This is a genomic window from Piscinibacter gummiphilus (genome assembly GCF_002116905.1).
GTDB classification, from domain to species: Bacteria; Pseudomonadota; Gammaproteobacteria; order Burkholderiales; family Burkholderiaceae_C; genus Rhizobacter; species Rhizobacter gummiphilus.
In genome coordinates this window covers 688,414-713,342 of sequence record NZ_CP015118.1, presented here as the reverse complement: position 1 = coordinate 713,342, position 24,929 = coordinate 688,414, and the positions used below count along the sequence as shown (strand labels likewise).

General features: G+C 69.8%; 20 protein-coding genes and 1 riboswitch. Of the genes, 9 read left to right on the top strand and 11 right to left on the bottom strand.

Annotated features, from left to right (window positions below):
- Positions 1-6 precede the first annotated feature (6 nt).
- Entirely contained in the window at positions 7-690 is a 684-nt protein-coding gene (locus tag A4W93_RS30230; protein ID WP_085749234.1) for a PEP-CTERM sorting domain-containing protein, read from the bottom strand.
- 122 nt (positions 691-812) lie between these two features.
- On the bottom strand, positions 813-1,589 hold the full coding sequence (locus tag A4W93_RS03225) for a FecR family protein (RefSeq protein WP_237357679.1): 777 nt from the start codon (positions 1,587-1,589) through the stop codon (positions 813-815).
- 471 nt (positions 1,590-2,060) lie between these two features.
- On the opposite strand from A4W93_RS03225, the gene A4W93_RS03220 reads away from it, so the two are divergent.
- Positions 2,061-4,808: an ATP-binding protein gene (locus A4W93_RS03220; RefSeq protein ID WP_085749233.1), complete on the top strand. Its 2,748-nt coding sequence runs from the start codon at positions 2,061-2,063 to the stop codon at positions 4,806-4,808.
- Here A4W93_RS03220 and A4W93_RS03215 read toward each other — a convergent pair.
- The gene (locus A4W93_RS03215; protein ID WP_085749232.1) at positions 4,780-5,934 is read right to left on the bottom strand and encodes an esterase-like activity of phytase family protein; all 1,155 of its coding nucleotides are present in this window, start codon (positions 5,932-5,934) and stop codon (positions 4,780-4,782) included. The genes A4W93_RS03220 and A4W93_RS03215 overlap by 29 nt on opposite strands.
- Positions 5,935-6,160: 226 nt before the next feature.
- On the opposite strand from A4W93_RS03215, the gene A4W93_RS03210 reads away from it, so the two are divergent.
- Positions 6,161-7,108: a hypothetical protein gene (locus A4W93_RS03210; protein WP_157131578.1), complete on the top strand. Its 948-nt coding sequence runs from the start codon at positions 6,161-6,163 to the stop codon at positions 7,106-7,108.
- Positions 7,109-7,264: 156 nt separating this feature from the next.
- Here A4W93_RS03210 and glmS read toward each other — a convergent pair whose 3' ends face one another.
- Positions 7,265-9,169: a glutamine--fructose-6-phosphate transaminase (isomerizing) gene (gene glmS / locus A4W93_RS03205; RefSeq protein ID WP_085749230.1), complete on the bottom strand. Its 1,905-nt coding sequence runs from the start codon at positions 9,167-9,169 to the stop codon at positions 7,265-7,267.
- A gap of 126 nt (positions 9,170-9,295) precedes the next feature.
- Here glmS and A4W93_RS03200 point away from each other — a divergent pair, with 126 nt between their 5' ends.
- From A4W93_RS03200 to A4W93_RS03190, 3 genes are all read left to right on the top strand, one after another.
- A complete protein-coding gene (locus tag A4W93_RS03200) occupies positions 9,296-9,829 on the top strand; it encodes an Lrp/AsnC family transcriptional regulator (RefSeq protein ID WP_085749229.1) in 534 nt (177 codons plus the stop codon).
- Between the two features lie 59 nt (positions 9,830-9,888).
- Positions 9,889-11,031 (top strand): GGDEF domain-containing protein, encoded by a 1,143-nt coding sequence (locus A4W93_RS03195; RefSeq protein WP_085749228.1) that lies wholly within the window; start codon positions 9,889-9,891, stop codon positions 11,029-11,031.
- A gap of 154 nt (positions 11,032-11,185) precedes the next feature.
- On the top strand, positions 11,186-12,364 hold the full coding sequence (locus tag A4W93_RS03190) for an IS4 family transposase (protein WP_085749227.1): 1,179 nt from the start codon (positions 11,186-11,188) through the stop codon (positions 12,362-12,364).
- A gap of 106 nt (positions 12,365-12,470) precedes the next feature.
- Here the strand turns inward: A4W93_RS03190 and A4W93_RS03185 are convergent, their stop codons facing one another.
- The 6 genes from A4W93_RS03185 to A4W93_RS03160 are packed head-to-tail and all read right to left on the bottom strand — an operon-like array spanning position 12,471 to position 17,937.
- Positions 12,471-13,652, bottom strand: a complete 1,182-nt coding sequence (locus tag A4W93_RS03185; RefSeq protein ID WP_085749226.1) for a class I SAM-dependent rRNA methyltransferase — start codon at positions 13,650-13,652, stop codon at positions 12,471-12,473.
- A gap of 16 nt (positions 13,653-13,668) precedes the next feature.
- The gene (locus A4W93_RS03180) at positions 13,669-14,628 is read right to left on the bottom strand and encodes a tyrosine recombinase XerC (RefSeq protein ID WP_085749225.1); all 960 of its coding nucleotides are present in this window, start codon (positions 14,626-14,628) and stop codon (positions 13,669-13,671) included.
- Between the two features lie 4 nt (positions 14,629-14,632).
- Entirely contained in the window at positions 14,633-15,310 is a 678-nt protein-coding gene (locus tag A4W93_RS03175; protein ID WP_085749224.1) for a DUF484 family protein, read from the bottom strand.
- A 5-nt stretch (positions 15,311-15,315) separates the two neighbouring features.
- Entirely contained in the window at positions 15,316-16,170 is an 855-nt protein-coding gene (dapF, locus tag A4W93_RS03170) for a diaminopimelate epimerase (protein WP_085749223.1), read from the bottom strand.
- Between the two features lie 23 nt (positions 16,171-16,193).
- Positions 16,194-17,069: an LpxL/LpxP family acyltransferase gene (locus A4W93_RS03165; protein ID WP_085749222.1), complete on the bottom strand. Its 876-nt coding sequence runs from the start codon at positions 17,067-17,069 to the stop codon at positions 16,194-16,196.
- A 4-nt stretch (positions 17,070-17,073) separates the two neighbouring features.
- Positions 17,074-17,937, bottom strand: coding sequence for a lysophospholipid acyltransferase family protein (locus A4W93_RS03160; RefSeq protein WP_085749221.1), 864 nt, complete (start codon positions 17,935-17,937; stop codon positions 17,074-17,076).
- Positions 17,938-18,080: 143 nt separating this feature from the next.
- Between A4W93_RS03160 and metK the strand changes: the two genes are divergently transcribed.
- The 3 genes from metK (at position 18,081) to A4W93_RS03145 (ending at position 22,549) form a co-directional block, all read left to right on the top strand.
- Positions 18,081-19,265, top strand: coding sequence for a methionine adenosyltransferase (gene metK / locus A4W93_RS03155; protein ID WP_085749220.1), 1,185 nt, complete (start codon positions 18,081-18,083; stop codon positions 19,263-19,265).
- 204 nt (positions 19,266-19,469) lie between these two features.
- The gene (locus tag A4W93_RS03150) at positions 19,470-21,716 is read left to right on the top strand and encodes an ATP-binding protein (RefSeq protein WP_169726501.1); all 2,247 of its coding nucleotides are present in this window, start codon (positions 19,470-19,472) and stop codon (positions 21,714-21,716) included.
- The gene (locus tag A4W93_RS03145) at positions 21,713-22,549 is read left to right on the top strand and encodes a phosphate/phosphite/phosphonate ABC transporter substrate-binding protein (RefSeq protein WP_085749218.1); all 837 of its coding nucleotides are present in this window, start codon (positions 21,713-21,715) and stop codon (positions 22,547-22,549) included. The genes A4W93_RS03150 and A4W93_RS03145 overlap by 4 nt, the downstream gene beginning before the upstream one ends.
- On the opposite strand, the gene A4W93_RS03140 is transcribed toward A4W93_RS03145, so the two are convergent.
- Positions 22,507-23,703, bottom strand: a complete 1,197-nt coding sequence (locus A4W93_RS03140; protein WP_085749217.1) for a YbfB/YjiJ family MFS transporter — start codon at positions 23,701-23,703, stop codon at positions 22,507-22,509. The two genes, A4W93_RS03145 and A4W93_RS03140, sit on opposite strands and share 43 nt — an antisense overlap.
- Positions 23,704-23,837: 134 nt before the next feature.
- Between A4W93_RS03140 and A4W93_RS03135 the strand changes: the two genes are divergently transcribed.
- Entirely contained in the window at positions 23,838-24,719 is an 882-nt protein-coding gene (locus tag A4W93_RS03135; protein ID WP_085749216.1) for a transglutaminase-like domain-containing protein, read from the top strand.
- Positions 24,720-24,745: 26 nt separating this feature from the next.
- A riboswitch (S-adenosyl-L-homocysteine riboswitch) is annotated at positions 24,746-24,822 on the top strand.
- Positions 24,823-24,929 lie beyond the last annotated feature (107 nt).

Here is a 24,929-nt window from a genome sequence, read left to right as displayed (position 1 = left end):
TCAGCATCAGCGACGCCGGCGCGTTGCGCCGATGAGGGCCAGTCCGGCCAGCAGCAGGGCCGCCGTGGCGGGTTCGGGCACCGGTGCGGCGACCGAAGCCCACGTCACGTCGAGGTCTTCGAAGCTGAATCGGTAGCCGAGCTCGGACGACACGAACCCGAAGCTGAAGGTCAGCGGATCGCCCGCGTTGGCCCGCAGCGTGGTGGCATCGTGATCATCGAAGAGGCTGCCCTGCAGGCCGGTGATGGACGCCCCGCCACCACCGTACTTGGGCATGAAGTCGGTCATGAAGTGGACCGTCTGGGTGGTCGAACCGTAGTCGCTCAGCAGGATGATGCTCGGCAAGCCCCACGGTTCGCTCGGGGAGCCCTGGAACACCTCGAAGTGTTCGCCCTGGATGTCGAACGTCATCGAGAGGTAGCCGCCCGCGCCGTTGAGCCAGTAGGAGCGGTCGTCGGGATCCGCCACCGGGTGATGGACCGGCGCGGGCACGAAGATGTCGAAGGTGCCGGTGGCCGGCGCGTCCTGGTAATAGGAAAGCGGCGGGCGTGGTTCCGTGTAATAGGCATGGTCAGCCCACGTGGTGCCCGAGAACGTGCCGGAGATGTGGAACGGGGTGGCGCCTTGCGCGGCCCAGGGAGCGGCAGCGAGCGTCAGCACGAGCAAGCTGGAACGCAGGGGATGAGACATGGGGTTCTCCTGATGCGGGTGAGAGGACACGAAGTCACCACCCACACTAGGCCGGGCGCGGCGGTTCTTCAATCCCGCATCGCACGTCCACGCCGATCCAGGATCCGCACGGCCGGGCGCCGTCAACGCGCGTCGACGACCTCGGTGAACTGGCCCCGCGCTTGGAGCCGCACCGGCAGCAGCTCGGGCAACCTGCGGCGGAGGTCTTCGGGCCGGCGTGGGTCGAAGATCCCGGTGACGGGCAACGCGCCGACCTGCGGGTCGGCCGGCACGAGGCCCGTGGACCCGTAGCGCTCGAACTCGGCGAGCACTTCGACGAGCGGCGTGGCGTCGAAGGACACGCGGCCCGATCGCCAGGAGGCGATGGCGTCCGGGGCGACCCGCGAGACCGCGCCGAGCCGACCCGTCGCATCGCCCGCCACCTGCTCGCCCGCGCCCAGGTCCACGGTGGCACCGCCCATCCGCACCTGCACACGGCCCTCCTCCACCGCCACCTGCCCCCGGGTGTCCTTGTCGACCCTCGGGGTATGGCGCACCGCGAAGCGCGCGCCGGCGGTCTCGATGCGCCACGGCCCCGCCTGCACCTCGAACGGGCGACCGTCCTGCGGCACCTCGAAGACCACCTGCCCCGTCGAGAGGCGCACCACACGGCGCGAGCCGTACAGCAGGACCTCGGCGCGGGTGGACGAATCGAGCGTCATCCGCGTCGTGTCGGGCAGGGCCACGTCGAGCTGCGCGCCGCGGTTCGTCAGATAGGTGTTCGCGTAGTCCGGTTGCTGGCGCCAGTAGGCCCAGCCGACGAAGGAGGCGCCCAGGACGGCGGACAGCAGCAGGACCACGAGGGCGGCGGCCAGGTACCAGGGGCGGGCCTTGCGGTCGGGGGGCGGGTCGAGGGTCAAGTGGGGGCGGAGGCGAGGACGAGGGGACGGAATTATTGCCGACCGGGGTGTGCGCCACTTGCGAAGCGGTCAGTCGGCGCGGCAACCGCCAAGCCGGCCGCTGGACCACGAGCAGGCTCAAGGTGCGCCTCGTTCGCCTCCTGCGTCGCGCGATGGCGAGAGCCGAATCGACCTGACCGTCATCGTCGATTCGAGCAACGGTCGAGTGCCCGAACCCGCTGTTCGAGCGCTGTCGGCACAAGGGGCGCCATCGCTTCCTGGTGAAGAGCGCTGCACAGACCATCACGCCGTTCGCACGGTCTGCGCCCCGATGGACTTCGGACCCGCCGGGAAGACGCCGGTTCACGGGAGGGACCGCACGCTGGCGGTCCGCGCCGGGAAGGCGCATGATTCGCCACCGGCCCGGGACCGGCGGCGCACGGCTCGCCGCCTCGCGTGAAGGGATCTCACGGCCACGAGGGGAGGTGCAAGATGGCTCCCGTTGCTCCGCAGCTGGCAGGCCCCGGCGCGATCGCCGTCATCCTGACCATCGTCGCGCTCCTGCAGTGGGCGGTGTGGTGCATCGACCGCGACCCCGCCTTCCGCTGGTTCGGGGCCTCGTCCGCCATCACGGCGGTGCTCGCGTGGGCCGAAGGCATGCCGGGGCCGGCCGCGGTCGTGCCCGCCGGAGCGGGGCTCGTCATCGCGTGCGGCGCCCGCATCGGCTGGTCGGTCGGACTGCTGGCGCAACTCGCCTGGCCGTTCGCGCGGCGCCGCGGGCCACTCCTCGCGCTCGCCCTTCCCGCGCTCGCGCTGGCCCTCGCCGCGTCCCTCGCGGGCTCGCCCACCTGGGCGGCCCTGGCCCTCGTGTGGATCGACCTGGGCGGCGCGGTGCTGTGCCTGGGCGCCCGGCCTCGCCGCGCCAGCCCGTGGGTGCTGGCGGCCGGTCTGATCGCCGCGCCCGCCGGCCTGCTGGTGGCGCTCGCGGGCGGGTCCGACCCGCTGCACCTGTTGGCAGGCTACGCCGTCCCGGCGGCGGTGCTCTCCGGCATCGCCCAGCTGGCCGCCTCACTGCTCCAGCAGTCCCTCGACCACCGTTCGACCCGGGCGCAAGCCGAACGCATGTCGAACTACTACCAGACCCTCACCGAGACCAACCAGGCCGTGCTGCGGATCCGTGCCCCCGCGGCCCTGTACCAGGCCATCTGCGACATCTGCGTCGAGACCGGGCACGCGCAGATGGCCTGCCTGTACCTGATGCGGGACGGCCTGGCGCGCCGCGAGATCACGGCCGGCCCCGCGGCCCGCATCCTCGCCGGCATCCCGGTGGAATGGGATCCCGCGTCGCCCTCGTACCGCGACTCGTACACGGCCCGCGCCTTGGGGGACGGCCAGCGCCGGGTCTGCAACGACTACCAGCACGACCCGCTCACCACCAGCTGGCATCGCCTCGCCGCGCAGAACGGCATCCATGCGATGGTGTGGCTGCCCTTCCGGCGGGGCGAGCGCGTGGCCGCGGTGCTGATGCTGTCGGCGACGGAGCGCGACTACTTCGACGCGCCCCTGCTGCAACTGCTGGACCGCATGAGCCAGGATGTGTCCTTCGCGCTGGACTTCCTCGCGAGCGAACAGCAGCGAGTGGACTCGATGCGGGAGGCCCAGGCGAGCCTGGAGCGTTTCAGCAAGCTGTTCCAGGCGGCGCCCGTGCCGGCGGCGATCGTGTCGACCCGGGACCGCCGCGTGCTCGACGTGAACCAGGCCGTCTGCGAGCGGGACGGCCTGCCGCGGGAACACTTCATCGGCAAGGCCACCGCCGACTTCGGGTTCGGCGTGGTGCCCGAGGACCGCGAGGTCTTCTACGCCCTCGTGGCCCGCGAGGGACGCGCCCGGAACTTCCTCGCGCGCTCCATCGACATCCGCGGCCGGGCGCGCCGGGTGCTGGTGAATGCCGAGCCGCTGGAGTACCTGGAGCAGGCCTGCCTGCTGATCCTCGTGCTGGACATCACCGAACTGCAGGAGGCCGAGGAGGCCCGCCGTGCGCAGGCCGAAGCCGAGGCGGCCAACCGGGCGAAGACGCAGTTCCTCTCGCACATGAGCCACGAGCTGCGCACGCCGCTCAATGCCATCCTCGGGTTCTCGACCATCCTGCGCGAGGAAGCCGCCGAACGCCTCACGCCCGATCAGCGCGTGCAACTGGACCATGTCCGGCACGCGGGCTGGCACCTGCTCACCCTCATCGACGACGTGCTGGACCTCGCGCGCATCGAGTCCGGGACGATCAAGGTGGACGCCCGCGCCCTGCTGCTCCCATCGCTGCTGGACGAGGTGCTCGACATGGCGCGCCCGCTCGCCGCCCAGCTCGGCGTCACGCTGGATGCCGCACACCACACGCCACCGGCGACCGCGGTGCGGGCCGACGCCACCCGGCTCCGCCAGGTGCTGCTCAACGTGCTCTCCAACGCCATCAAGTACAACCGGCCCGACGGCGGCGTGCGGGTGCGTGTCCTGCCCACCGAGGACGGCGACGTCGCGATCGAGGTCGCCGACTCCGGGATCGGCATGACCCCGCAGCAGCTCGCCCGGCTGTTCGAGCCCTTCAACCGGCTCGGGCGGGAACGCAGCACCGTCGAGGGCACCGGCATCGGCCTCGCCCTGTCGCGGCAGCTGATGGCCCTGATGGGCGGATCGATCACCGTCGACAGCCAGGTGGAGGTGGGCACACAAGTGCGGGTGCACATCCCCCGCGCCGAACTCCAGGCCATCCCGCAGGACACCGTGCCCGGCGCCCTCCCCGGCCCGGCGGCGCCGGCCCTGCCGACGGGCGCCGTCCTCTACGTCGAGGACAACGCCGTCAACACGCTGCTGATCGAGAGCCTGTTCGCCCGCTGGCCCGGCGTCACCGTCCACACCGCCACCGACGGGCGCAGCGGCATCGCCCGCGCGCGGGAACTGGTGCCCGACCTCGTGCTGCTCGACATGCAGCTGCCCGACGTCGACGGACTGGAAGTGTTGCGCACCCTGCGCGCGGACGAGACGACCCGGCGCGTGCCGATCGTCGTGCTGTCCGCGAGCGCGATGCCCGGCGACGTCGAGCGAGCGCTGGCCGAAGGCGCGAACGACTACTGGACCAAGCCGATCGCGTTCGAGCGGTTTCTGGGGGCGATGGCGGGGGTGCTGGGGGAGCGGTCGCCTCCCGGCAGCGTCCGCCCCGTCACTGCATCACGACTTCGAGGACGATGAACTGCGTCGACTGCGTCTGGGCGGTGAAGTTGTTGTCGGCCACCAGCACCAGCGTGCGGTTGCCGTTGGCGAGGGTCCGCCCCCACGCGATGCCCTCGATGTTGTCGAGCTTGACGCCTTGCCAGGTGATGGGCATCTCGAGCAGCAGGCGGCGCGTCATCGGCGTGTAGGTCGCCCCGGTGAGCGACGCGGTGTTCAGCACGTTCGTCGTGCCCTCCTGGATCTCGGTGAGCACGAGCCGGATGGTGTTGCCGATGCCGACGGCGAAGGCGCGCTCGACGGCGATGAACTGGCGGTTGCCCACCGCGATCATCTCCGACAGCCCGTTGTCGGGGCCGAATGCGGCGCCGGGGGGCGCGTCCACCGGGATGGCCGGCACCTGGTAGGCGTACTGGCCCTTCGGCTGGCCGGTCGCCGGGTCGAAGGCGGTCACGCGCACGACGCTGCCGGCCTGCATCGTGGTGAGCGGGCCGTCCTGGACCAGCGCATCCTCGTTCGCCGCGTACACGGTGCCGTCGGGCGCCACCGCCAGCGCCTCGAACAGCTTGTTGCTTCGTGCGCCGGTGGTGGTGTTGTCGACGTAGCGGTACATCGCCGGCATCGCGAACTCGCGCACGTGCGTCCCGTCCACCTTCATTTCGCGCACGAAGGGCTGGAACAGGCTCCCGGCCGTGGCCGACCAGTTGCCCTCCGACGACCAGTACAGGTTGCCGTTGGGGGCGAGGCGGATGCTTTCGGGGTCGACCGTGCGCGCGTTGGCGGGGAACGCCGTGCCGTCCTCGCGCAGCATGTACCGCTGCGAGCGCACCTGGACCGTCACGGCGCCCGCGGCGTCGTGGTCGATCGCCAGGTTGTAGAAGCGCGGCGTGCCGCGTTCGCCGCCACGGTCGTCCGAGATGGCCCAGAAGGTGCCATCGGCCGCGCGGTCCAGGCCCGAGATGCCGCCGAACTCCACCCCGTCGAACATCGTGCCGGTCGCGATGGAGGTGCTGCCCACGAGCTTGAGCGAGGCGATCTGCGAAGCGGGCGGAGCGACCTCGTCGTCGTCGCCTCCGCAGGCGGCGATCAGGGCGACGAGCGTGAAGGCGGCCCAGCGGGCACGGTGGAACGGGACAGCGAAAGACATGGGGGAGAGGCGACAGTGGTAACAACCGGCACGCTAGCGCTTCCAGGTGTCCGCTGCGTGACGCTGTGCCTCAGCGAGCGGGCAGCCCCGACCCCGACCTTCCCGGATGACCTGGCGTCGTCCTCAGACTCAAGAGGGCCTTCGGAGTGTCGACAACGTCTTGACTTCACCCATCCTCGCCCCGTCGACTTCAACGCGGGGGCGCCCACCTCGAACAGGAGAGAGCTTGTATCCGTCAGCCTTGCAGTCGATGTCGTGGTTTGCTTCCTGGTGGTTCTGTTCTCTGGCCGCGTTGTTCGGCTTCGGCGTGGCCCTCCGCGGCTTGCTGCACACGTCCAGCGCCGCTCGGCGCCGGCTCTCGGCGGGGATCGATCTCCTCTGGACCTCGACCTCAGCCGCAAGCATCGCCGTCGCGCTTCTCGCCTTTGGTCAGCTTCTCTGGAAAGATCATTCGCAGCAGTGGGACGAGGCCTTGCGATCGAGTTGGGATCAGCTGGCATCGCTCGATGGCGCGCGGCTGGTCGCCGCCAACTGCCCCGGCGGCATCGCCGTCGCGGATGCCCAGCTCGACTTGGACCACGACGTCAAGGCCGCGGACTCACCTTGTCTTGCAGCGAGCCGGATCGCCCATCGTCGCACCCGGGTCGACGAGCACACCAAAGACATCGTCCAGCACTGCCCCCGTACCGACGTGCGCTACGTCTCCCGCAACTTCTCGACCTCGGTAGCCCTGAGCCCAGGCGCCAGTTGCATCGCAACGGACTCGGCCACCCCCTGCATGAGCGCACGCTGCATGCAGGAAAAAGAGGTCCTCGGAATCGGCAGAGATTTGATCCCTCCGGGACGAAAGCTCCACGCGGACGCATCGTTGACGGCCTACCGGACGACCAGGGAACGCATGGACCAAACCCCCATGCACGAGATCTACAAGTCAACGCACCTGTTCGAACCGACCCCGTACTTCGCGCTCCTCCCGATCTGGGCCCTGGTGTTCGGCGCACGGCTGGCTCGACCCGTTGCCGAGTTGCTCGATCCGGAGTCCGAGGGCAAGGGCCTGAGGCAAGCGCTGCGGTCTTCGTGGAACGACATCAGGAACTGGCGCCCCACGGGTCACGGGCTTCGACGGAGGCCCCCCCGCCAGAACGCTCTTCCTGGACCGGAGGACGGGACGTGAGAGTCCGGTCTTGAGCTTGGCGTCACCGGCGGCCTCTTCGACATCATGGCAATGACCGTCAGCCTCCCTTGCTCAGAGCACGAGTCCGACGGACTTGATTGACGCCCGACAGACTTTATTGTTCCAAACCACAAAAGGGGCCGAAGCCCCTTTCAATCACTCCACCGTCACCGACTTCGCCAGGTTCCGCGGCTTGTCCACGTCCGTGCCCCGAGCGCAGGCGGTGTGATACGCCAGCAACTGCAGCGGAATCACATGCAGGATCGGCGACAGCGCCCCGTAGTGCTCCGGCATCCGGATCACCTTCACGCCTTCCGACGACTCGATCCGCGAATCCGAGTCCGCGAACACGAACAGCTCGCCACCCCGCGCCCGCACTTCCTGCAGGTTGCTCTTCAGCTTCTCCAACAGCGCGTCGTTCGGCGCGATCGTCACGACCGGCATCTCCGAGGTGACCAGGGCGAGCGGGCCGTGCTTCAGTTCACCCGCCGGGTACGCCTCGGCGTGGATGTAGCTGATCTCCTTCAGCTTCAGCGCACCTTCCAGCGCGATCGGGTAGTGCAGACCGCGGCCCAGGAACAGCGCGTTTTCCTTGCGGGCGAATTCCTCGGCCCAGGCCATGACCTGCGGCTCCAGGGCCAGCACGGCTTGCACGGCGACAGGCAGGTGGCGCAGCGCCTTCAGGTGCGCCAGTTCCTGCGCTTCGGTCAGGTGGCCTCGCACCTGGGCCAGCGACAGGGTCAGCAGGAACAGCCCGACGAGCTGCGTGCTGAAGGCCTTCGTCGAGGCGACCCCGATCTCGACGCCGGCGCGGGTGATGTACGCGAGTTCGCATTCCCGCACCATGGCGCTCGTGGCCACGTTGCAGATGGTCAGCGTGTGGTTCATGCCCATGCTGCGGGCGTGCTTCAGGGCGGCCAGGGTGTCGGCGGTTTCGCCGCTCTGCGTGATGGTGACGACGAGCTGGCGCGGGTTCGGCACGCTGTCGCGGTAGCGGTACTCGCTGGCGATCTCGACGCTGACGGGGATCTTGGCGATGCTTTCGAGCCAGTACTTCGCGGTGGAGCCGCTGTAGTAGCTGGTGCCGCACGCGAGGATCAGCACCGAGTCGATGTCCTTGAAGACGCGGTAGGCGCCGTCGCCGAAGAGTTCGGGGGTGACGCTCTCGACGGCGTCGAGGGTGTCGGCGATGGCGCGCGGCTGCTCGAAGATTTCCTTCTGCATGAAGTGGCGGTACGGGCCGAGTTCGGCGGCGCCGGTGTGGGCGTGCACGATGCGCACTTCACGTTGCACGGGCTTGAAGGCCTGGGCGGCGGTGGCCGCGGTGGCGCCGTACACGCGGCCTTCGGGGGTGCGGCTGGAGATCCACACCTTGCCCAGCTGGATGTCGACCACGTCGCCCTCTTCGAGGTAGATGATCTGGTCGGTGACACCGGCCAGGGCCATCGCGTCGCTGGCGAGGAAGTGTTCGGCACCGCCCTCACCCACGCCCAGCACCAGCGGCGAGCCTTCGCGGGCGCCGATCACGCGGTTCGGCTCGTCCTTGCAGAAGACGGCGATGGCGTAGGCGCCGCGCAGCTGCAGCGTGGCGCGCTGGACGGCGTCGAGCAGGTCGCCGTCGTACAGGTGGTCGACCAGGTGGGCGATGACCTCGGTGTCGGTCTGGCTGTCGAAGACGTAGCCCTTGTTCTTCAGGTCGAAGCGCAGCTCGTCGTGGTTCTCGATGATGCCGTTGTGCACGAGGGCGATGCGGCCCGACGTGGCGGTGTTGGCGTCCGAGCCGGGGCCGTGCGAGAAGTGCGGGTGGGCGTTGTGCACGGCCGGGGCGCCGTGGGTGGCCCAGCGGGTGTGGGCGATGCCGGTGCCGCTGGCGACGCCGTCGGATTCCACGTTCAGCTGCAGTTCCGACACGCGGGCCGTGCTGCGGGCGCGGCGCAGCTGGCCGTTCTGGTGGACCGCCACGCCGCAGGAGTCATAGCCGCGGTACTCGAGGCGCTTGAGGCCTTCGATCAGGATCGGAACGATGTTGCGGGTGCTGACGGCGCCGACGATGCCACACATGAAATCTCTCCCCAGGGTGTCTACAAAGTTCGGGGATGGTAGGGAGGGATTCAAGATGGAAGTTTGCGAAGTTTGCGCAAAATCGAAATAATCCATCACTACCTCGCAATCACGGATAATTCGTTCATGAACGAAGAAAGAACGAAAGAATCTCTCGTTTTCGACGATCTGGACGAGACCGACCACCGCATCCTGGGGGTGCTGCAGCGCGACGCGTCGATGTCCAACCAGGACCTGGCGGCCGCGGTGTCCACCTCCCCGGCCACCTGCCTGCGCCGGGTCAGGCGCCTGGTGGAGGCCGGGGTGATCGAGCGGCGGGTGGCCATCCTGTCGACGGAAAAGCTGGGGGCCGGCCTCACGGCCATCGCCGAGGTGACGCTGGACCGGCAAGGGGCCGAACATCTGGTCACTTTCGAGGCCCGTGCCACAGGGGACGCGGCGGTTCAGCAGTGCTACCGTGTCGCCCCGGGTCCGGACTTCGTGCTGGTGCTGCAGGTGGCCGACATGGCGGCGTACGACGCCGTGGTGCACCGCCTCTTCACGCAGGACGCCAACGTGCGCAACGTGAAGGCATTTTTCAGCGTGAAGCGTGCCAAGTTCGAGCCCGCGGTCGAGTTGCCGCCCATCCGCCGTTCAAGCCCGGCGGCCGCCCGCCGATAACGACCCCGATGGGCCGCGCCTGCGCGTGGCCACGCCATGCCTTGCCGCCGCCACCATCCATGTCCGCCATCGCTTCTGCCCGAGCCCGTGACGACGAAGACGACGAGTCGCAGCCCCTGACGGCCGCGGCGCGTGCCCAACGCCAGCGCCAATGCCTGCGCATGCTGGGGGTCGTGCTCGCCAGCTACACGCTCGACACGCTGCTGCTGCTCGGCTTCGCCCGCTTCGGCGCCATCGACGGCTTCGCGCCCTGGGCCTACGCGGGCGCCGGCGCCGTGGCGTGCGGCGTGTTCTGGGTGCTGCTCCGCTCGGGCAAGAGCGAAGGCCTCGCCGACCCGTTCCTCGTGGTGCCGCAGATGCTGGTGCACTCCGCCATCCACCTCGCTTTCGTGATGTGGGTGCCGGCCGTCGGCGTGCCGCTGCTGATGATGCTGCTGGTCATCAACGCCTTCGGCGCGATGCGGGTGTCGCGCATGGCGGTGCTGTCCACGTCCGCCCTGATCGCCATCGGGGTGGCGGGGGTGCTCGCCTGGGGCGGCCTGAACGTGGCGCTGCCCACGGGCAACCTCGGGCAGCGGGTGGTGAGCGCCGCGTGGTTCGCCCTCGTGCTGGCCCGGGTCACGCTGCTGGACCTGTACGGGCTGCAGCTGCGCGACGTGCTGATGCAGCGCAACGCGAAGCTCAAGGCCAAGTTCGAGAAGATGCACCGCCGCGCCACGCGCGACGGCCTCACCGGCACGCTGAGCCGGCGCAGCGTGATGGAACTGCTCGACCAGCAGCACCGCAAGTTCGAGCTCACCGGCCAGTCGTTTTCCATCGTGCTGCTCGACATCGACCACTTCAAGCAGGTGAACGACCGCTTCGGGCACCCGGTGGGCGACGAGGTGCTGCGCGCCTTCTCGCGCCGCGCCTCGGCGGAGATGCGCACGTCCGACCGCCTGGGCCGCTACGGCGGCGAGGAATTCCTCGCGGTGCTCACGGCCACCGAAGACGAATCGTCGGCCCACATCGCGGCCGAGCGGGTGCGCGACGGGGTGGCCAAACACGCATGGAACCGGCTGCATCCGGACCTGAAGGTCACGGTGTCGCTCGGGGTCGCGGTGTGCCGGCCGGAGGAGACGGTGGAGGAGCTGCTGGCGCGGGCGGATGCGGCGTTGTATGCGGCCAAGCATGCGGGGCGCGACTGCGTGCGGATGGGCTGATAGCCCTTTGCACCCAGCCCTGAACAGCATGTCATCCCGGCGCAGGCCCATTGCTGTCCGGGGAAAGTTTGAGTGCTGAGCGGTAAGTTGTTGCGAGGGTTGGTGATTTGGGATAAATCCCAGAGCGCCAACTCGATCAACAAACCCCCGCAACATGCAAAGCATAAGCCGGTTCCACCAGTTCCTGAAGCTGCTCCCACGCGGGGCGTTCGACAAGGCAGTCGAGAGATACGACGCTGATCGATACTGCAAGAGCTTCGACAGCTGGGGGCACTTGGTGGCGATGGTCTATGCCCAGGTGTCCAAGTCGAGTTCGCTGCGGGACATCGCGACCGGCTTCAACGCTCAGAGCAACCACCACTACCACTTGGGCGCGGGACGCCTGACGCACTCGACGCTGGGCGACGCCAACAAGCGCCGTGACTGGCGAGTGTTCGGCGACACGGCTCGAGCGTTGATGAACATGCTCAAGCCGAAGGTGCGCAGGGAGTACAGCGACCTGCTGTTCCTGATCGACTCGACGACGGTGAGCCTGAAGGGACGCGGCTTCGACGAGTGGGCGGCTCCGACGAAGGTGCGCTCCACGCAGGGCCTGAAGCTGCACATGGTGTACGAGCACGGGAGTGCAACGCCCTGGTGGCAGAGCATGACGGCCACCAACGTCAACGATCTGACGGCGGCGCTGCCCGTACCGATCGAGCGGGACGCCACCTACGTCTTCGACAAGGGGTACTACGACTTCAATTGGTGGCACGACATCGACGCTGAGGGCGCGCGGTTCGTGACCCGGTTCAAGATGAACGTGAAGTTGGAGGTGGTGGCGGAGCGGGAGATCGTAGAGGCAGACGAGGGCGTCATCCTCAAGGATCAAGTTGTTCGATTGACCAACCGCAGGCCCGGCGGTGGCCGATACAACCGCTACGTCGAACCGCTGCGTCGGATCGAAGTGCACCGGCCCGGCGACACGCCGCTGGTGTTCGCCAGCAACGATCTGAACGCACCCGCCGCAGAGATCGCAGCGCTCTACAAGGAGCGCTGGGCGGTGGAACTGTTCTTCAAGTGGATCAAGCAGAACCTGAACATCAAGAAGTTCTGCGCGCGAACAGAGAATGCTGTTCGGATCCAGGTGATGACGGCACTGATCACCTACCTGCTCCTGGTGCTGGAGCAGGCAGGAAAGCAGGGCGAGAGCAGCTTGCGAACGCGGTTGAACGAGTTGACAGCAACACTGTTCGAGCGAGTCGGGCGGCGCGAGAAAACCACCGAGAGCCGACGACGACGAACCGAGCTAAGAGCCTTCAAGGCGGGCCAGATGGATCTGGCCTTTGCTTGATACAAGTTCCCCGGACAGCAATGGGCGCAGGCCGGGATCATCGGCGGACGCACAGGATCCCGGCCTACGCCGGGATGGCAACCTTGTTTTCGCGACCCGATGACGCTCAGCGTTTCAGCACCACCAACCCCTTCAGGTACTCCCCCTCCGGAAACGTCACCGTCATCGGATGGTCCGGCGCCGCGCCCGTGCGGGCGTAGATCAGCCCGTCGGCCGGCGCGTCCAGCCCGGCGCCCGCCACGATCTTGTGGAACAGGTCGGCGCTGATGCCGCCCGAACACGAGTACGTGAACAGCAGGCCGCCCGGCTCCAGCAGCATGAAGCCGAGCCGGTTGATGTCCTTGTAGGCGCGTGCCGCGCGTTCGGCGTGGGCGGCCGTGGGCGCGAACTTCGGCGGGTCGAGCACGATGGCGTCGAAGCGCCGGCCCTGGCGCACGAACTCGCGCAGCGTGGCGTTGACGTCGGCGTCCAGTGCCTCGTGGCGCGACGCGTCGAAACCGTTGAGCGCGACGTGGGCCGTGGCCCGCGCCAGCGCCGGGCCCGACGAGTCCACGCTCGTCACGTGGGCCGCACCGCCCGAGAGGCCAGCCACGCTGAAGCCGCCCGTGTAGCTGTAGCAGTTGAGCACACGCTGGCAGCCGAAGTGGCGCACGGTGTCGGCGAAGAGCTTGCGGCTGTCCCGCTGGTCGAGGTAGAAACCGGTCTTGTGGCCCTCGGCCACGTCCACGGTCAGTTGCCAGTCGTGTTCGCGGATCGTGATCTCGGTGGGGCCATCGCCGCGCAGCCAGCCGGTCACCTGCGGCAGGCCTTCGAGTTCGCGTGCATTCGCGTCGCTGCGTTCGTACAGGCGCGTGAGGCCCGTGGCCTTCAGCAGATGGTCGGCGATGACCTGTTTCCAGCGTTCGATGCCGGCCGACAGGAACTGGGCGCTCAGCGTGTCGCCGTAGCGGTCCACGATCAGGCCCGGCAGGCCGTCGGCCTCGCCATGGATCAGGCGCACGCCGTCGCTCGCGATGGGCAACCGCGCGCGGATGGCCACGGCCTCGCGGATGCGGCGCTCGAAGAAGCTGGCGTCGATGCGCTCGGCCTGGTCGAAGCTCCAGGCCCGCACGCGGATCTGCGACGCGGGGCTGTAGGCCGCCCACGCGAGGAAACTGCCGTCGTGGGCGTTGACCCGCACGGTTTCGCCGGGGTCGGCCTTGCCGCTGGCGATGCTGCCCGGGAACACCCAGGGGTGGCGCTTGCGCAGGGAGCGGTCCTTGCCCTCCCTCAGAACGATCGTCTTCATGCCCCGGATTGTCGCGCTACTTCTTCTTCGCCCGCGGATGCGCCGCGTCGTACACCTTCGCGAGGTGCTGGAAGTCGAGCTTCGTGTAGACCTGCGTGGTGCGGATGTTCGCGTGGCCCAGCAGCTCCTGCACCGCGCGCAGGTCGCCGCTGGACTGCAGCACGTGCGACGCGAACGAGTGCCGCAGCATGTGCGGATGGACGTGCGTGGGCAGGCCCGCCTGCACCGCGCGCCGCTTGAGCCGCGCGCGCACCTGCGCCGCGGTGAGCCGCGTGCCGCGCTGGTTGACGAACAGCGCCGGCTCGTCGGCCCGCGCCATCGTGGACCGCAGCGCGAGCCACCCGGCCAGCGCCTTCAGCGCGGGCCCGCCCACCGGCACACCGCGCCGCTTGCTGCCCTTGCCGAACACGTGGGCGAGGCCGTCGGCCGCGTCGATCCAGCCCGCGGTCTCGGGCCCGGCCACGAGGTCGAGGCCCTCGAGTTCACCGACCCGCAGCCCGCAGCCGTACAGCAGCTCGACGACACACTGGTCGCGCGCGGCGATGGCGGGGTCGTCGTGTTCCGCGGGCGCTTCGGCGAGGGTCACCGCCTGGTCGACGGACAGCGCCTTCGGCAGCGGGATGGCCGCCTTCGGCGCGCGCACGCCTTCGACCGGGTTCAGGTCGACGAGCCCGTCGCGCCCCAGCCAGCGGTAGAAGCCCCGCCAGGCCGACAGCACCAGCGCGATGCTGCGCGGCGCGAGGCCACTGGCGCGCAGCTGCGCGGCCCAGCGCCGCACGTGGTGCACCTGGGCCCGGCGCAGCTCGACGGGCTGCCCCTCGGCGAAACGCTGCAGGCGCAGGAGCGCCTCGTGGTACAGCGCCAGCGTGCGGGGCGCGAGCTTGCGCTCGACCTGCAGGTGCTGCAGGTGGGACGCGATGTCGGGCGCGAGCGCCGCCTCCGAAGGGGCGGCGTTGGCATCGACACCGGTCGCCATGCGCTCAGCGCGGCGGCAGCAGCCGCGACAAGCCGGCGCTGGCGAGGTCGCCGATGCGCACGAGGAAGTCGGTGCCCATGTCCGCGCTGAAACGCGTGGGATCGGGCGAACCGAGCACCAGCAGGCCGAAGGCCGGCGTGGCGAGGTCGTGGCGCAGCGGGATCAGTGCCATCGACGTGACGGTGGACGGGTCGTCGAGCCACGACGAGGCCTCGAACCCGGAGTTGATGCCGCAGTACGGTTGCGTGAGGCTCGTCGCGAAGCTCTGCGCGTCGACGCTCACGTCACGCGAGAACGGCTGGCCCTGGAACATCTCGGCCGCGCCCCAGAGGCGGATGCCCGCCTGCGGGATCATGAACTGGTGCTGCAGCTCGCTGACCAGCACCTCGGGCACGTCGCTCGGGTTCTGCGTCAGCAGGATCTGGCGCGTCCAGCGGTGCAGCCGGTCGGCGATGGCGAGGTTCTCCTGGCCGTAGCGGATCATCTCGACGATGCGCAGCTCCAGGCCCTTGTGCTTGTCGCGCAGCATTTCCATCTGCCGCTCCTGCAGCGAGACGGCGCGCTGGCCGTGCGGGCTGGTGAGCTGGATGGACGCCAGCAGTTCGGCGTGGCGTTCGAAGAACCCGGGCGTGTTGACCAGGTAGTTCGCGATGTCGGTTTCGGTGATGCCTTGCAGGTTCATGCTACTCACAGTTCGATTGCTCCTTCGTAGACGGTGACGGCCGGGCCGGTCATCAGGACCGGCGCGTCGCCCCCTTGCCATTCGATCGTCAGGCGGCCGCCGCGCGTCTCGACGTCGACAACCGCGTCGAGCAGCCCCCGCCGGATGCCGGCGACCACGGCCGCGCATGCACCGGTGCCGCAGGCCAGCGTCTCGCCGGCGCCGCGTTCGTAGACGCGCAGGCGCACGTGGCGGCGGTCCACCACCTGCAGGAAGCCGGCGTTCACGCGCCGCGGGAAACGGGGATGGGATTCGATGGCGGGCCCCTGCGTGGCGACCGGTGCCGTGTCGACGTCGGTCACGACCTGCACCGCATGCGGGTTGCCCATGGACACCGCGGCGATCTCGACCCGTTCGCCGTTCACGTCGAGCGGCCACAGCGGCGAGTCGGCGACAACACGGGGCTCCAGGCCCGACGGATCGAACGGCACGCGGGCCGGCTCGAACACCGGCGCACCCATGTCGACCGTGACACGGCCGTCGTTCTGCAGCCGCAGCTCGAGCAGCGAGTTCAGGGTCTCGACGCGGATGGTGGACTTGTCGGTGAGGCCCTTGTCGACCACGTAGCGCACGAAGCATCGCGAGCCGTTGCCGCACTGCTCCACCTCCTCGCCGCTGCCGCCGTTGAAGATGCGGTAGCGGAAGTCGACGCCCGGCGTGGCGGTGCGTTCGACGAGGAGGATCTGGTCGGCGCCCACGCCGAAGTGGCGGTCGCCCAGGTGGCGCAGCTGCGCCTCGGTCAGGTCGAGCGGGGCGCGGGTGGCGTCGAGCACGACGAAGTCGTTGCCCGCGCCATGCATCTTGGTGAATGGCAGTCGCATCCCGCGATTATCCGCCCGGCGGTTCAATACAACGAGGGTTCACCCGCCGGCCGGGTCTTGAAACGCTTGTGGACCCACAGGTACTGGGCCGGGTTGTGGCGGATCTCCGCCTCGATCCACTTGTTCATCGCGGCCGTGTCGGCCAGCGCGTCGTCGGTGGGGAAGTGGGTCCACGGCTCGCCGAAGCGCACGCGGTAGCCCTGCCCGCCCGGCAGCATCTCGGCGATCACGGGCTGCACCACCATGTCGAGCGCCTTGGCCATGCGCGACGGGGCCAGCAACGTGGCGCACGGCACCCCGAAGAACGGCACGAACGCGGCGTCCCGTTCGCCGAAGTCCATGTCGGGCAGGTTGAAGAACGCCACGCCGCGGCGGATGGCCCGGATCAGCGGCAACGCCTTGTCGCTGCGCGGGAAGATCTGCGCATGGCCGAAGCGCAGGCGGCCGCGGCGGATCACCGCGTCCATCGCCTTGTTGCTCTGCTCCTGGTACATCGAGCAGCCCTCGTGCTCCTGGAACAGCAGCACCGCGACCCCGGCCACGTCGAGGCCCATGAAGTGCGGCACGAGCCACATCACCGGCTTGCTGCTGCGCTCGGCGAGCTTCACGTCGCCCTCGACGTGGATCACCTTCTTCAGGCGCTCGGCCGACGCGAACCACAGCAGGCTGCGTTCGAGGATGCTGCGGCCCAGCCACTGGAAGTGTTCCTTGCCGAGCTTGCGGCGGTCTTCCAGGGTCAGGTCCGGGAAACACAGTTCGAGGTTGCGCAACGCGATGCGGCGGCGCGACGACGCGACACGCCACAGCAGGCTGCCCAGCCCGCGCCCGAGGGCGGCCAGCACCGACAACGGCAGCCATTGCAGCAGCCACAGGAACCCCAACAGCAGTCGTGTCGCCACGCGTTTACTCCTTGTTCTCCGAGGCCGCGGGCTGTTCGCGCGGGGCCTTGTACCGGTGGTAGCCCCACAGGTACTGCGACGGGCGCTGGCGGATCAGCCCCTCCATCGCCCGGTTGATCGCGGCCGCGGATTCTGCCGCATCGGCGGGCAGCGCCTCCGGGAACGGCAGGAAGCGCTGCACGAAACCCGCGCCGTGAGGCAGCCGTTCGCCCCAGGTGAGCAGCAGCGTGGCGCCGGTCTGCTGCACGAGGCGCGAGGCCAGCGTCATCGTGTACGCGGGCTGGCCGAAGAACGGGGCCCACACGCCCATGCCGTCGGGCGGCACCTGGTCGGGCAGCAGGCCCACCATCTCGCCCTTGCGCAGGGCCCGGATCATCTGGCGCACGCCCGACAGCGTGGCCGGCGCGGCCATCAGGTTCGGCCGCTCGCGGGAGGTACGGACCAGTTCCTTCAGCAGCGGGTGGCGCGCCGGCCGGTACAGCACGGTGATGGGCTGGGTGGCGCCGAACCGCTCGGCGATGGCCTGGGCCGTCACCTCGAAGCTGCCCATGTGCGGCGTGAGCAGCAGCACGCCCTGGCCCTGGGCCAGCGCGTCGGCCAGCAGCCCCTCGTTCTCGAAGCGCACCTTCGGGAGGATGGGCTCGCCGGGCGGGCGGCCCCACAGGTACGGGATCTCGGCCACCATGCGCCCGGCCGACGCGATGGCACCGCGCCATTCGGCCTCGGGGACACCCGCGAGGGTGGCGTTGGCCTGGAGCCGGCGCCGGTAGGTGGGCGAGCAGGCGTAGGTGATCCAGCCCAGCAGCGCGCCGAGGGCATGCAGCACGCGCAGCGGAAACCTGGAGAACCAACGGAATAGGGTCAGCATCGGGTGGGGAAGTCTCTATAATGCTCGGGTCGCCGAGTTATTGAACTACTTGCAGGGCGACTCAAAAATTCTGCTAAAGCGTTCGCCGCTCGAAAACCCTCCGGTCCGGCAACGCGTTTCCAACCATTGCCTGGAGTTTAAGAGTGTCGAACGATTTCCTTTTCACTTCCGAATCCGTCTCCGAAGGCCACCCCGACAAGGTCGCCGACCAGATCTCGGACGCCATCCTCGACGCCATTTTCAAGCAAGACCCCCGTTCGCGTGTCGCCGCCGAGACGCTGACTAACACGGGTCTCGTGGTGCTCGCCGGTGAAATCACCACGAACGCGCACGTCGACTACATCCAGGTCGCGCGCGACACCATCAAGCGCATCGGCTACGACAACACCGACTACGGCATCGACTACAAGGGTTGTGCCGTGATGGTCTGCTACGACAAGCAGAGCAACGACATCGCCCAGGGCGTCGACCACGCGTCCGACGACCACCTCAACATCGGCGCCGGCGACCAGGGCCTGATGTTCGGCTACGCCTGCGACGAGACGCCGGAACTGATGCCGGCCCCGATCCACTACGCCCACCGCCTCGTCGAGCGCCAGGCCCAGCTGCGCAAGGACGGCCGCCTGCCGTTCCTGCGCCCGGACGCCAAGAGCCAGGTGACGATGCGCTACGTCGACGGCAAGCCGCACTCGATCGACACCGTCGTGCTCTCCACGCAGCACCACCCCGACCAGAGCGAAACCTCGTCGAAGATGAAGCCCTCGTTCATCGAGGCCGTCATCGAGGAGATCATCAAGCCGGTGCTCCCGAAGGAGTGGCTGAAGGAAACGAAGTACCTGATCAACCCGACCGGCCGCTTCGTCATCGGCGGCCCGCAGGGTGACTGCGGCCTGACCGGCCGCAAGATCATCGTCGACACGTACGGCGGCGCCTGCCCGCACGGCGGTGGCGCCTTCAGCGGCAAGGACCCGAGCAAGGTCGACCGCTCGGCCGCCTACGCCGCCCGCTACGTCGCGAAGAACGTCGTGGCCGCCGGCCTCGCCCGCCAGTGCCAGGTGCAGGTGGCGTACGCCATCGGCGTGGCCCGCCCGATGAACGTGACCGTCTACACCGAAGGCACGGGCGTGATCCCCGACGACAAGATCGCCGCGCTCGTCAACGAGCACTTCGACCTGCGTCCGAAGGGCATCATCCAGATGCTCGACCTGCTGCGCCCGATCTACGAGAAGACCGCTGCGTACGGCCACTTCGGCCGGGAAGAGCCGGAGTTCACGTGGGAAGCCACCGACAAGGCCGCCGTGCTTCGCGCCGCGGCTGGCCTGAAGTAAAAGGCCCGTCATCCCGGCGAAGGCCGGGACCCTCGGCGCCCGCAACAGGCGCCGAGGCGTGATCGACCGCACGGGGTCCCGGCCTCCGCCGGGATGACAACGTTGTCGGCCCCGGTTTCCCCGGGCCGACCCTGAGCCGATGTGTGCAGTTGCTGCTGCAGAATGGGCGACCGGCCTTCGGGCCGCCCCGAGCCAGCGACCGCCTTGTTCCGCACCCTGCGAGTTCAACTGATCGTCGGCAGCGTGGCCATCTTCGTGGTCATGCTGGGGCTGCTGCTTTGGAACGCCAACAGCCTCGTCACCACCGCGCTCGCGCGCCAGTTCGACACCGAGGCCGACCAGCTCCGCCCGCTGCTCAACGCCGCCGTCTCGCCGCTGCTGGCCAGCCGCGACTACGCCACCCTCAGCACCGTCGTCCGTGAAAGCGTGGCCGAGCGCGGCCTCGCGTACCTGGAGGTGGTGGACGCGCAGGGCTCCCAGGTGGCGGCGTCGGGCACCATGCCCGCGGGGCAGCCCACGCTCGACGTCGCGATGCCGCTCACCATCGAGGGCCAGCACCTCGGCGCGCTGCGCTTCGGCATCCAGACCCGCGCCATCGCCGAGGCGCAGGCCGCGATGTCCCGCAACGGGCTGCTGATCGGCGGCCTCGTGCTGGCGCTGGGCACCGCGCTGCTCACGCTGTGCATGACCTGGCTCACGAAGGGCCTGCGCCGCATCGCCGAGGCCAGCCAGCAGCTGGCGGCCGGCGGCTCCGGCATCGAGATCCCCGACAGCCCCGTGCTGGAGGTGCGCCAGGTGTCCGACGCGTTCAAGCGCATGGCCCAGGCCGTGCACGAGCGCGAGGCCTACCTCCGCTCGCTGATCGAGACGCTCACCGAAGGCCTGATGGTCACCGACGCGAAGACCCGACAGGTGCTCGACCGCAACGAGGCCGCGGCCGCGATGTACCGCGCCTCGCGCTCGCGCGACGCCGACCTGAAGGGCCCGTACCAGGGCCTGCGCCTGCTGCGCCCGGACGGCACCGACCTGCCCCTGGAGGAACGCCCCACCCACCACGCCCTCGTCACCGGCGAACCGGTGCGCAACCGCATCGTCAACATCCTGCGGCCGGACGGCACGTCCGTCTGGTGCTCCGTCAACGTGTCGCCGCTGTTCCGCGGCGGGGCCACGACCCCCTATGCCGCGGTGACCTCCTTCACCGACGTGACCCGCCACGTGCTGGCCGAACAGGCCCTGCGCCACACCAACGAGGACCTCGAGCGGCGCGTGGGCGAGCGCACCGCCGAACTGCAACAGGCCAAGGAACAGGCCGAGCAGGCGAGCCGGGCCAAGTCCGACTTCCTCTCGCGCATGAGCCACGAGCTGCGCACGCCGCTCAACGCCATCCTCGGCTTCGCGCAGCTGCTGCAGCTGTCGAACACGCGCCTGCCGCCGGCCGACGCCGACAAGGTCAAGCAGATCGAGCTGGCCGGCTGGCACCTGCTCGAGCTGATCAACGAGGTGCTCGACCTGTCGCGCATCGAGGCGGGCGCGATGACCACGTCGCCCGAGACGGTGGACCTGTGCGCGGTGATCGGCGAATCCGTCGCGCTCGTGAGCACGCAGGCCGCGGCCGCGAACGTGCGCCTCGTCGATCTGTGTCCGGTCGACGGCCGCAGCTGGGTCACGGCCGACCGCAAACGGCTCAAGCAGGTGCTCAACAACCTGCTGTCGAACGCGGTGAAGTACAACCGCGCGGGCGGCCAGGTCACCATCGACCTCGCCGCCACGCCCCACCACACCGTGCGGGTGCGGGTCGCCGACACCGGCCGCGGCATGAACCGCGCGCAACTCGCGCGGCTGTACGAGCCGTTCACGCGGTTCGAGAAGGCCGGCGAGGTGGTCCAGGGCACCGGCATCGGCCTCGTGATCACGCGGCGGCTGGTGGAACTGATGGAGGGCACCATCGAGGTCGAGTCCGAGGAGGGCGTGGGCACCACGTTCGCCTTCGAACTGCCGTGCGCCGAGGCGCCGCACCGGCTCCCACCCACCACCCTGCCCCCGCTCGACGCCCCGCCGGCCTCGCCGCCGGCCACCCGCGCGCCGCGCCCCGTGCTGTACGTGGAGGACAACCCGTCCAACGTCGACCTGCTGCGCCACGCCCTCGCGTTGCGCCAGCACCACGAGCTGCACGTCGCATCCGACGGCCCCACCGGCCTCGCGATGGCCACCGCCGCACCACCCGCCATCGCCATCGTCGACATCGACCTGCCCGGCATGGACGGCCTCGAGCTGTGCCGCCGCCTGCGCGCCGACCCGCGCACGGCCGCGCTGCCGCTGATCGGGCTCAGCGCGAATGCGATGCTGAGCGACGTCGATCGCGCGCGGGCCGCCGGCTTCGACGTGTACCTCACCAAGCCGCTCGACGTGGTGCGACTCTTCGCCGAGATGGACCGGCTGGCGCCCGCATGACGGCGCCCCTGCTCCCGCGCCGGGCCCTGCTGGCCGCGCTCGCGGCCGGGGCCCTGCCGACCAAGGCCGCCACGGCACCGCTCGTGCTCGGGCTCGCACCGTTCCTCTCGCCCTCGGCACTGCTCGCCGCCTTCCGCCGCCTGCGCGAACACCTCGAGCGCGAGCTGGCCGCGCCGGTGGCCACCTACACGGCCCGCGACCTCCGCACCTACTTCGAGAACGTCCGGCGCGGCGACTACGACCTCGCGCTGCTGCCCGCCCACATCGGCCTGCTGGCCCTGAAAGACTGGGGCTTCGCCCCGGTGGCCCGCACCCTGCCCGTCACCACCACACTGCTGCTCGTGCGGCAGGACAGCCTCGTCCGGTCCGCGATCGACCTGCGCGGCGGGCGTGTCGGCGGACTCGACCCGCTGTCGATCATCGTGGCCTCGGCGCTCGCGTGGCTTCAGTCGCAGGGCCTGGTGCCGGGGCGCGACCTGCTGTTCGTGCCGCAGACCTCCGTCAACAGCGGACTCTACGCCCTCGCCCGCGGCGACATCGAGGCCCTCGCGGTCGCGTCGTCACAGCTGCTGACGCTGCCAGCGGACACGCCCCGTGCGGAGCGCATCCTGAAGTCGGTGGGGGACGTGGCCGGCCCGGTGTTCGTGGCCCGCCCGGGTCCGTCCGACACCACCCTCGCGCGCTGGCGCGCCGCGTTCTCGGCGTTCGCGCCCGATCCCGCCGCGCCGCTCACGGCGGCGAACACGCCGCTCGGCCCGCTGGCCTGGTCCGACCTCGACCCGCTCTCGGCCTACGCCGGGTTCGCACGCTCGCTGCTCGCCAGCGGCCGCTGAAGCAGCGCGAGCGCGCAGGCCAGCAGCAGCACGCCGGCCGACGCCGCGAGGCCGCCGCGCAAGCCCCACGGCCCGTCGGCCACCCAGCCCACGCCGCTCGGCCCCACGATCTGCCCGGCCGCGAACGCGATGGTGAACGCGCTGATGCCGCGCGGCCAGGCGCCCGGCGGCGCGTTGTGCCGCACGAGGGCGGTGGTGGAGGCCACGACCGACAGGAAGACGCTGCCGAACAGCGCGCCGGACAGGAACACCGCCACTGGATGGGCGCTGGCCACCGGCAGCAGCGTGGCCACGGCCAACAGCGCGTTGAGCACCGCGAGCGGCACGCCGCCCCGGTGCCGCTGCAGCAGCCCCGCCCACAGCCACGACGACGCGACGGTGGCCACGCCCAGCAGCGTGTAGAAGGCCGTGATGAACCCGCCGCCGCGCTGCTGTTCGCGCAGCAGCGTGACGATGAAGGTCATGTAGCCGATGTAGCCGAGGCCGAAGCACAGGTACGCCGCCAGGCCGAACGCGAAGCGGGGGAGCGGGAACGGCTCGGGCGGACCGGCGGTGGCCGCGTCGTCCTGCCAGCCGCGGGTGGCGGTGCCGGTGACGGCGGCCGCGAGCAGCCCGCCGGCGCCGAGCCCCATCCAGGCCCACTGCCACGCATGGGCCACCGGCAGCGCCGTGAGCGGCGGCACCAGCAGCGACGCCACGACGATGCCCACGCCCGCCCCGCCGTAGTAGATGCCCAGCACGAGCCCCGGTGGCGCCCCGCCGCTGCTCGCGAGCCGAGCGGCCAGCAGGCCGCCGCCCACGAAGGTGCCGGCGCTGGCCCAGCCCGTCAGGAAACGCAGCAGGTAGAGCGCCACGTCGCCGCGCACCGCGCCGTGCAGGGCCAGCAGCACACCGGTCAGCACGGTGCTCACGAGCAGCACCGGCCGTGCGTGGAAGCGGCGCAGCCACCAGGGTGCGAGCATCGCACCCAGCAGGTAGCCCGCGGCGTTGACCGTGTTCATCGCCCCGCCGGTGAGGTAGCTCCAGCCGAGGTCGGCACGCATCGGCGGCAGCATCAGCGCGTACGAGAAGCGGGCCAGGCCCAGCGACACGGCGGTGGCCAGGGCCAGCGCCATGGCCACGCGCAGGGTGGAACGGGAGTCGGGGGACGGCATCGCGTGATCGTCGCACAGGGCTGGTGCGTTTTCACGCCCGTTGTCCTACCGCCTTTTGCGCCCGGGGCCGATGGCCCGGCGAACGCCGTCCGGCTCCAATGTCCGCACCCTGCCCTCCCTCCGACGGACCCGCCATGAACACCCTCGAGCTCGAAGCCCCGCTGCCCCAGACCGCCGAGCCGTCCGACCCGGTGATCCACATCGCCAACGCCACGGACACGCCGGCCGGCAAGCTGTTCGACATCGACTGCGAACTCGCCTACGACCTCACCGGCGAGTGCGACTTCGTCTTCCAGATCCACGCGCTGCAGGGCACCCGCCAGCAGTTGGTCGAGGAATCGCTGGTCATCACACCCGACCTGCCCCACACCGTGCACGCGGATCCGAACGTGGGCCATCGCTTCCTGCGCCTGCACGCCGCGCCGGGGCCGCTGACGGTGCACTACCGCGCGCAGGTCCGCCTCGCGCCGCCGCCGGACCCCACCGAGGCCCGCGAGGTGCCCATCGCCGAACTGCCCGACGACGTGTTGCACAACCTGATGCCCACGCGCTACTGCGAGTCCGACCTGCTCGGCCGTGCGGCCCAGAAGCTCTTCTGCGACGTGCCGCCCGGCTACACGCGGGTGAAGGCCATCAGCGACTGGATCCACGACAACATCGAGTACGTGGTGGGCTCCACCACGGCCACCACCACCGCACGCGACGTGTTCCTGCAGCGGGCCGGCGTCTGCCGGGACTTCGCCCACCTGGGTGTCACGTTCTGCCGGGCCCTCAACATCCCGGCCCGCCTGGTCGTGGGCTACGCCATCTTCGAGGACCCTCCGCCCGACTTCCACGCCGTGTTCGAGGCCTGGCTCGACGGCGGCTGGGTCGCCTTCGACCCGACCCGGATGTCCCCGGTTGAGGACCTGGTGCGCATCGCGATGGGCCGGGACGCCAAGGACGTGGCCTTCGCCACGATCTTCGGCCCGGCCGCGATGACCCGCATGAATCCGTGCATTTCTTCCCCCGGGTGATTTCCCGAAGCACTACAATCCCCGAACTTTCCGAGGAGCGTTGCGAGGCCGCCGCCAGGCGCCCCAGGCTCGGAACTTCGATCTGCAACCGCGCTCACCCGCACCTCGACCGTGTTCGAGGGTGAGTGAGCTGAAACTGGTCGCCCGATCAGGCCACACCACACTCTCCTTCGTCCACGCGCGTGCGGGTTCCCAACACCAGGAGCCCCT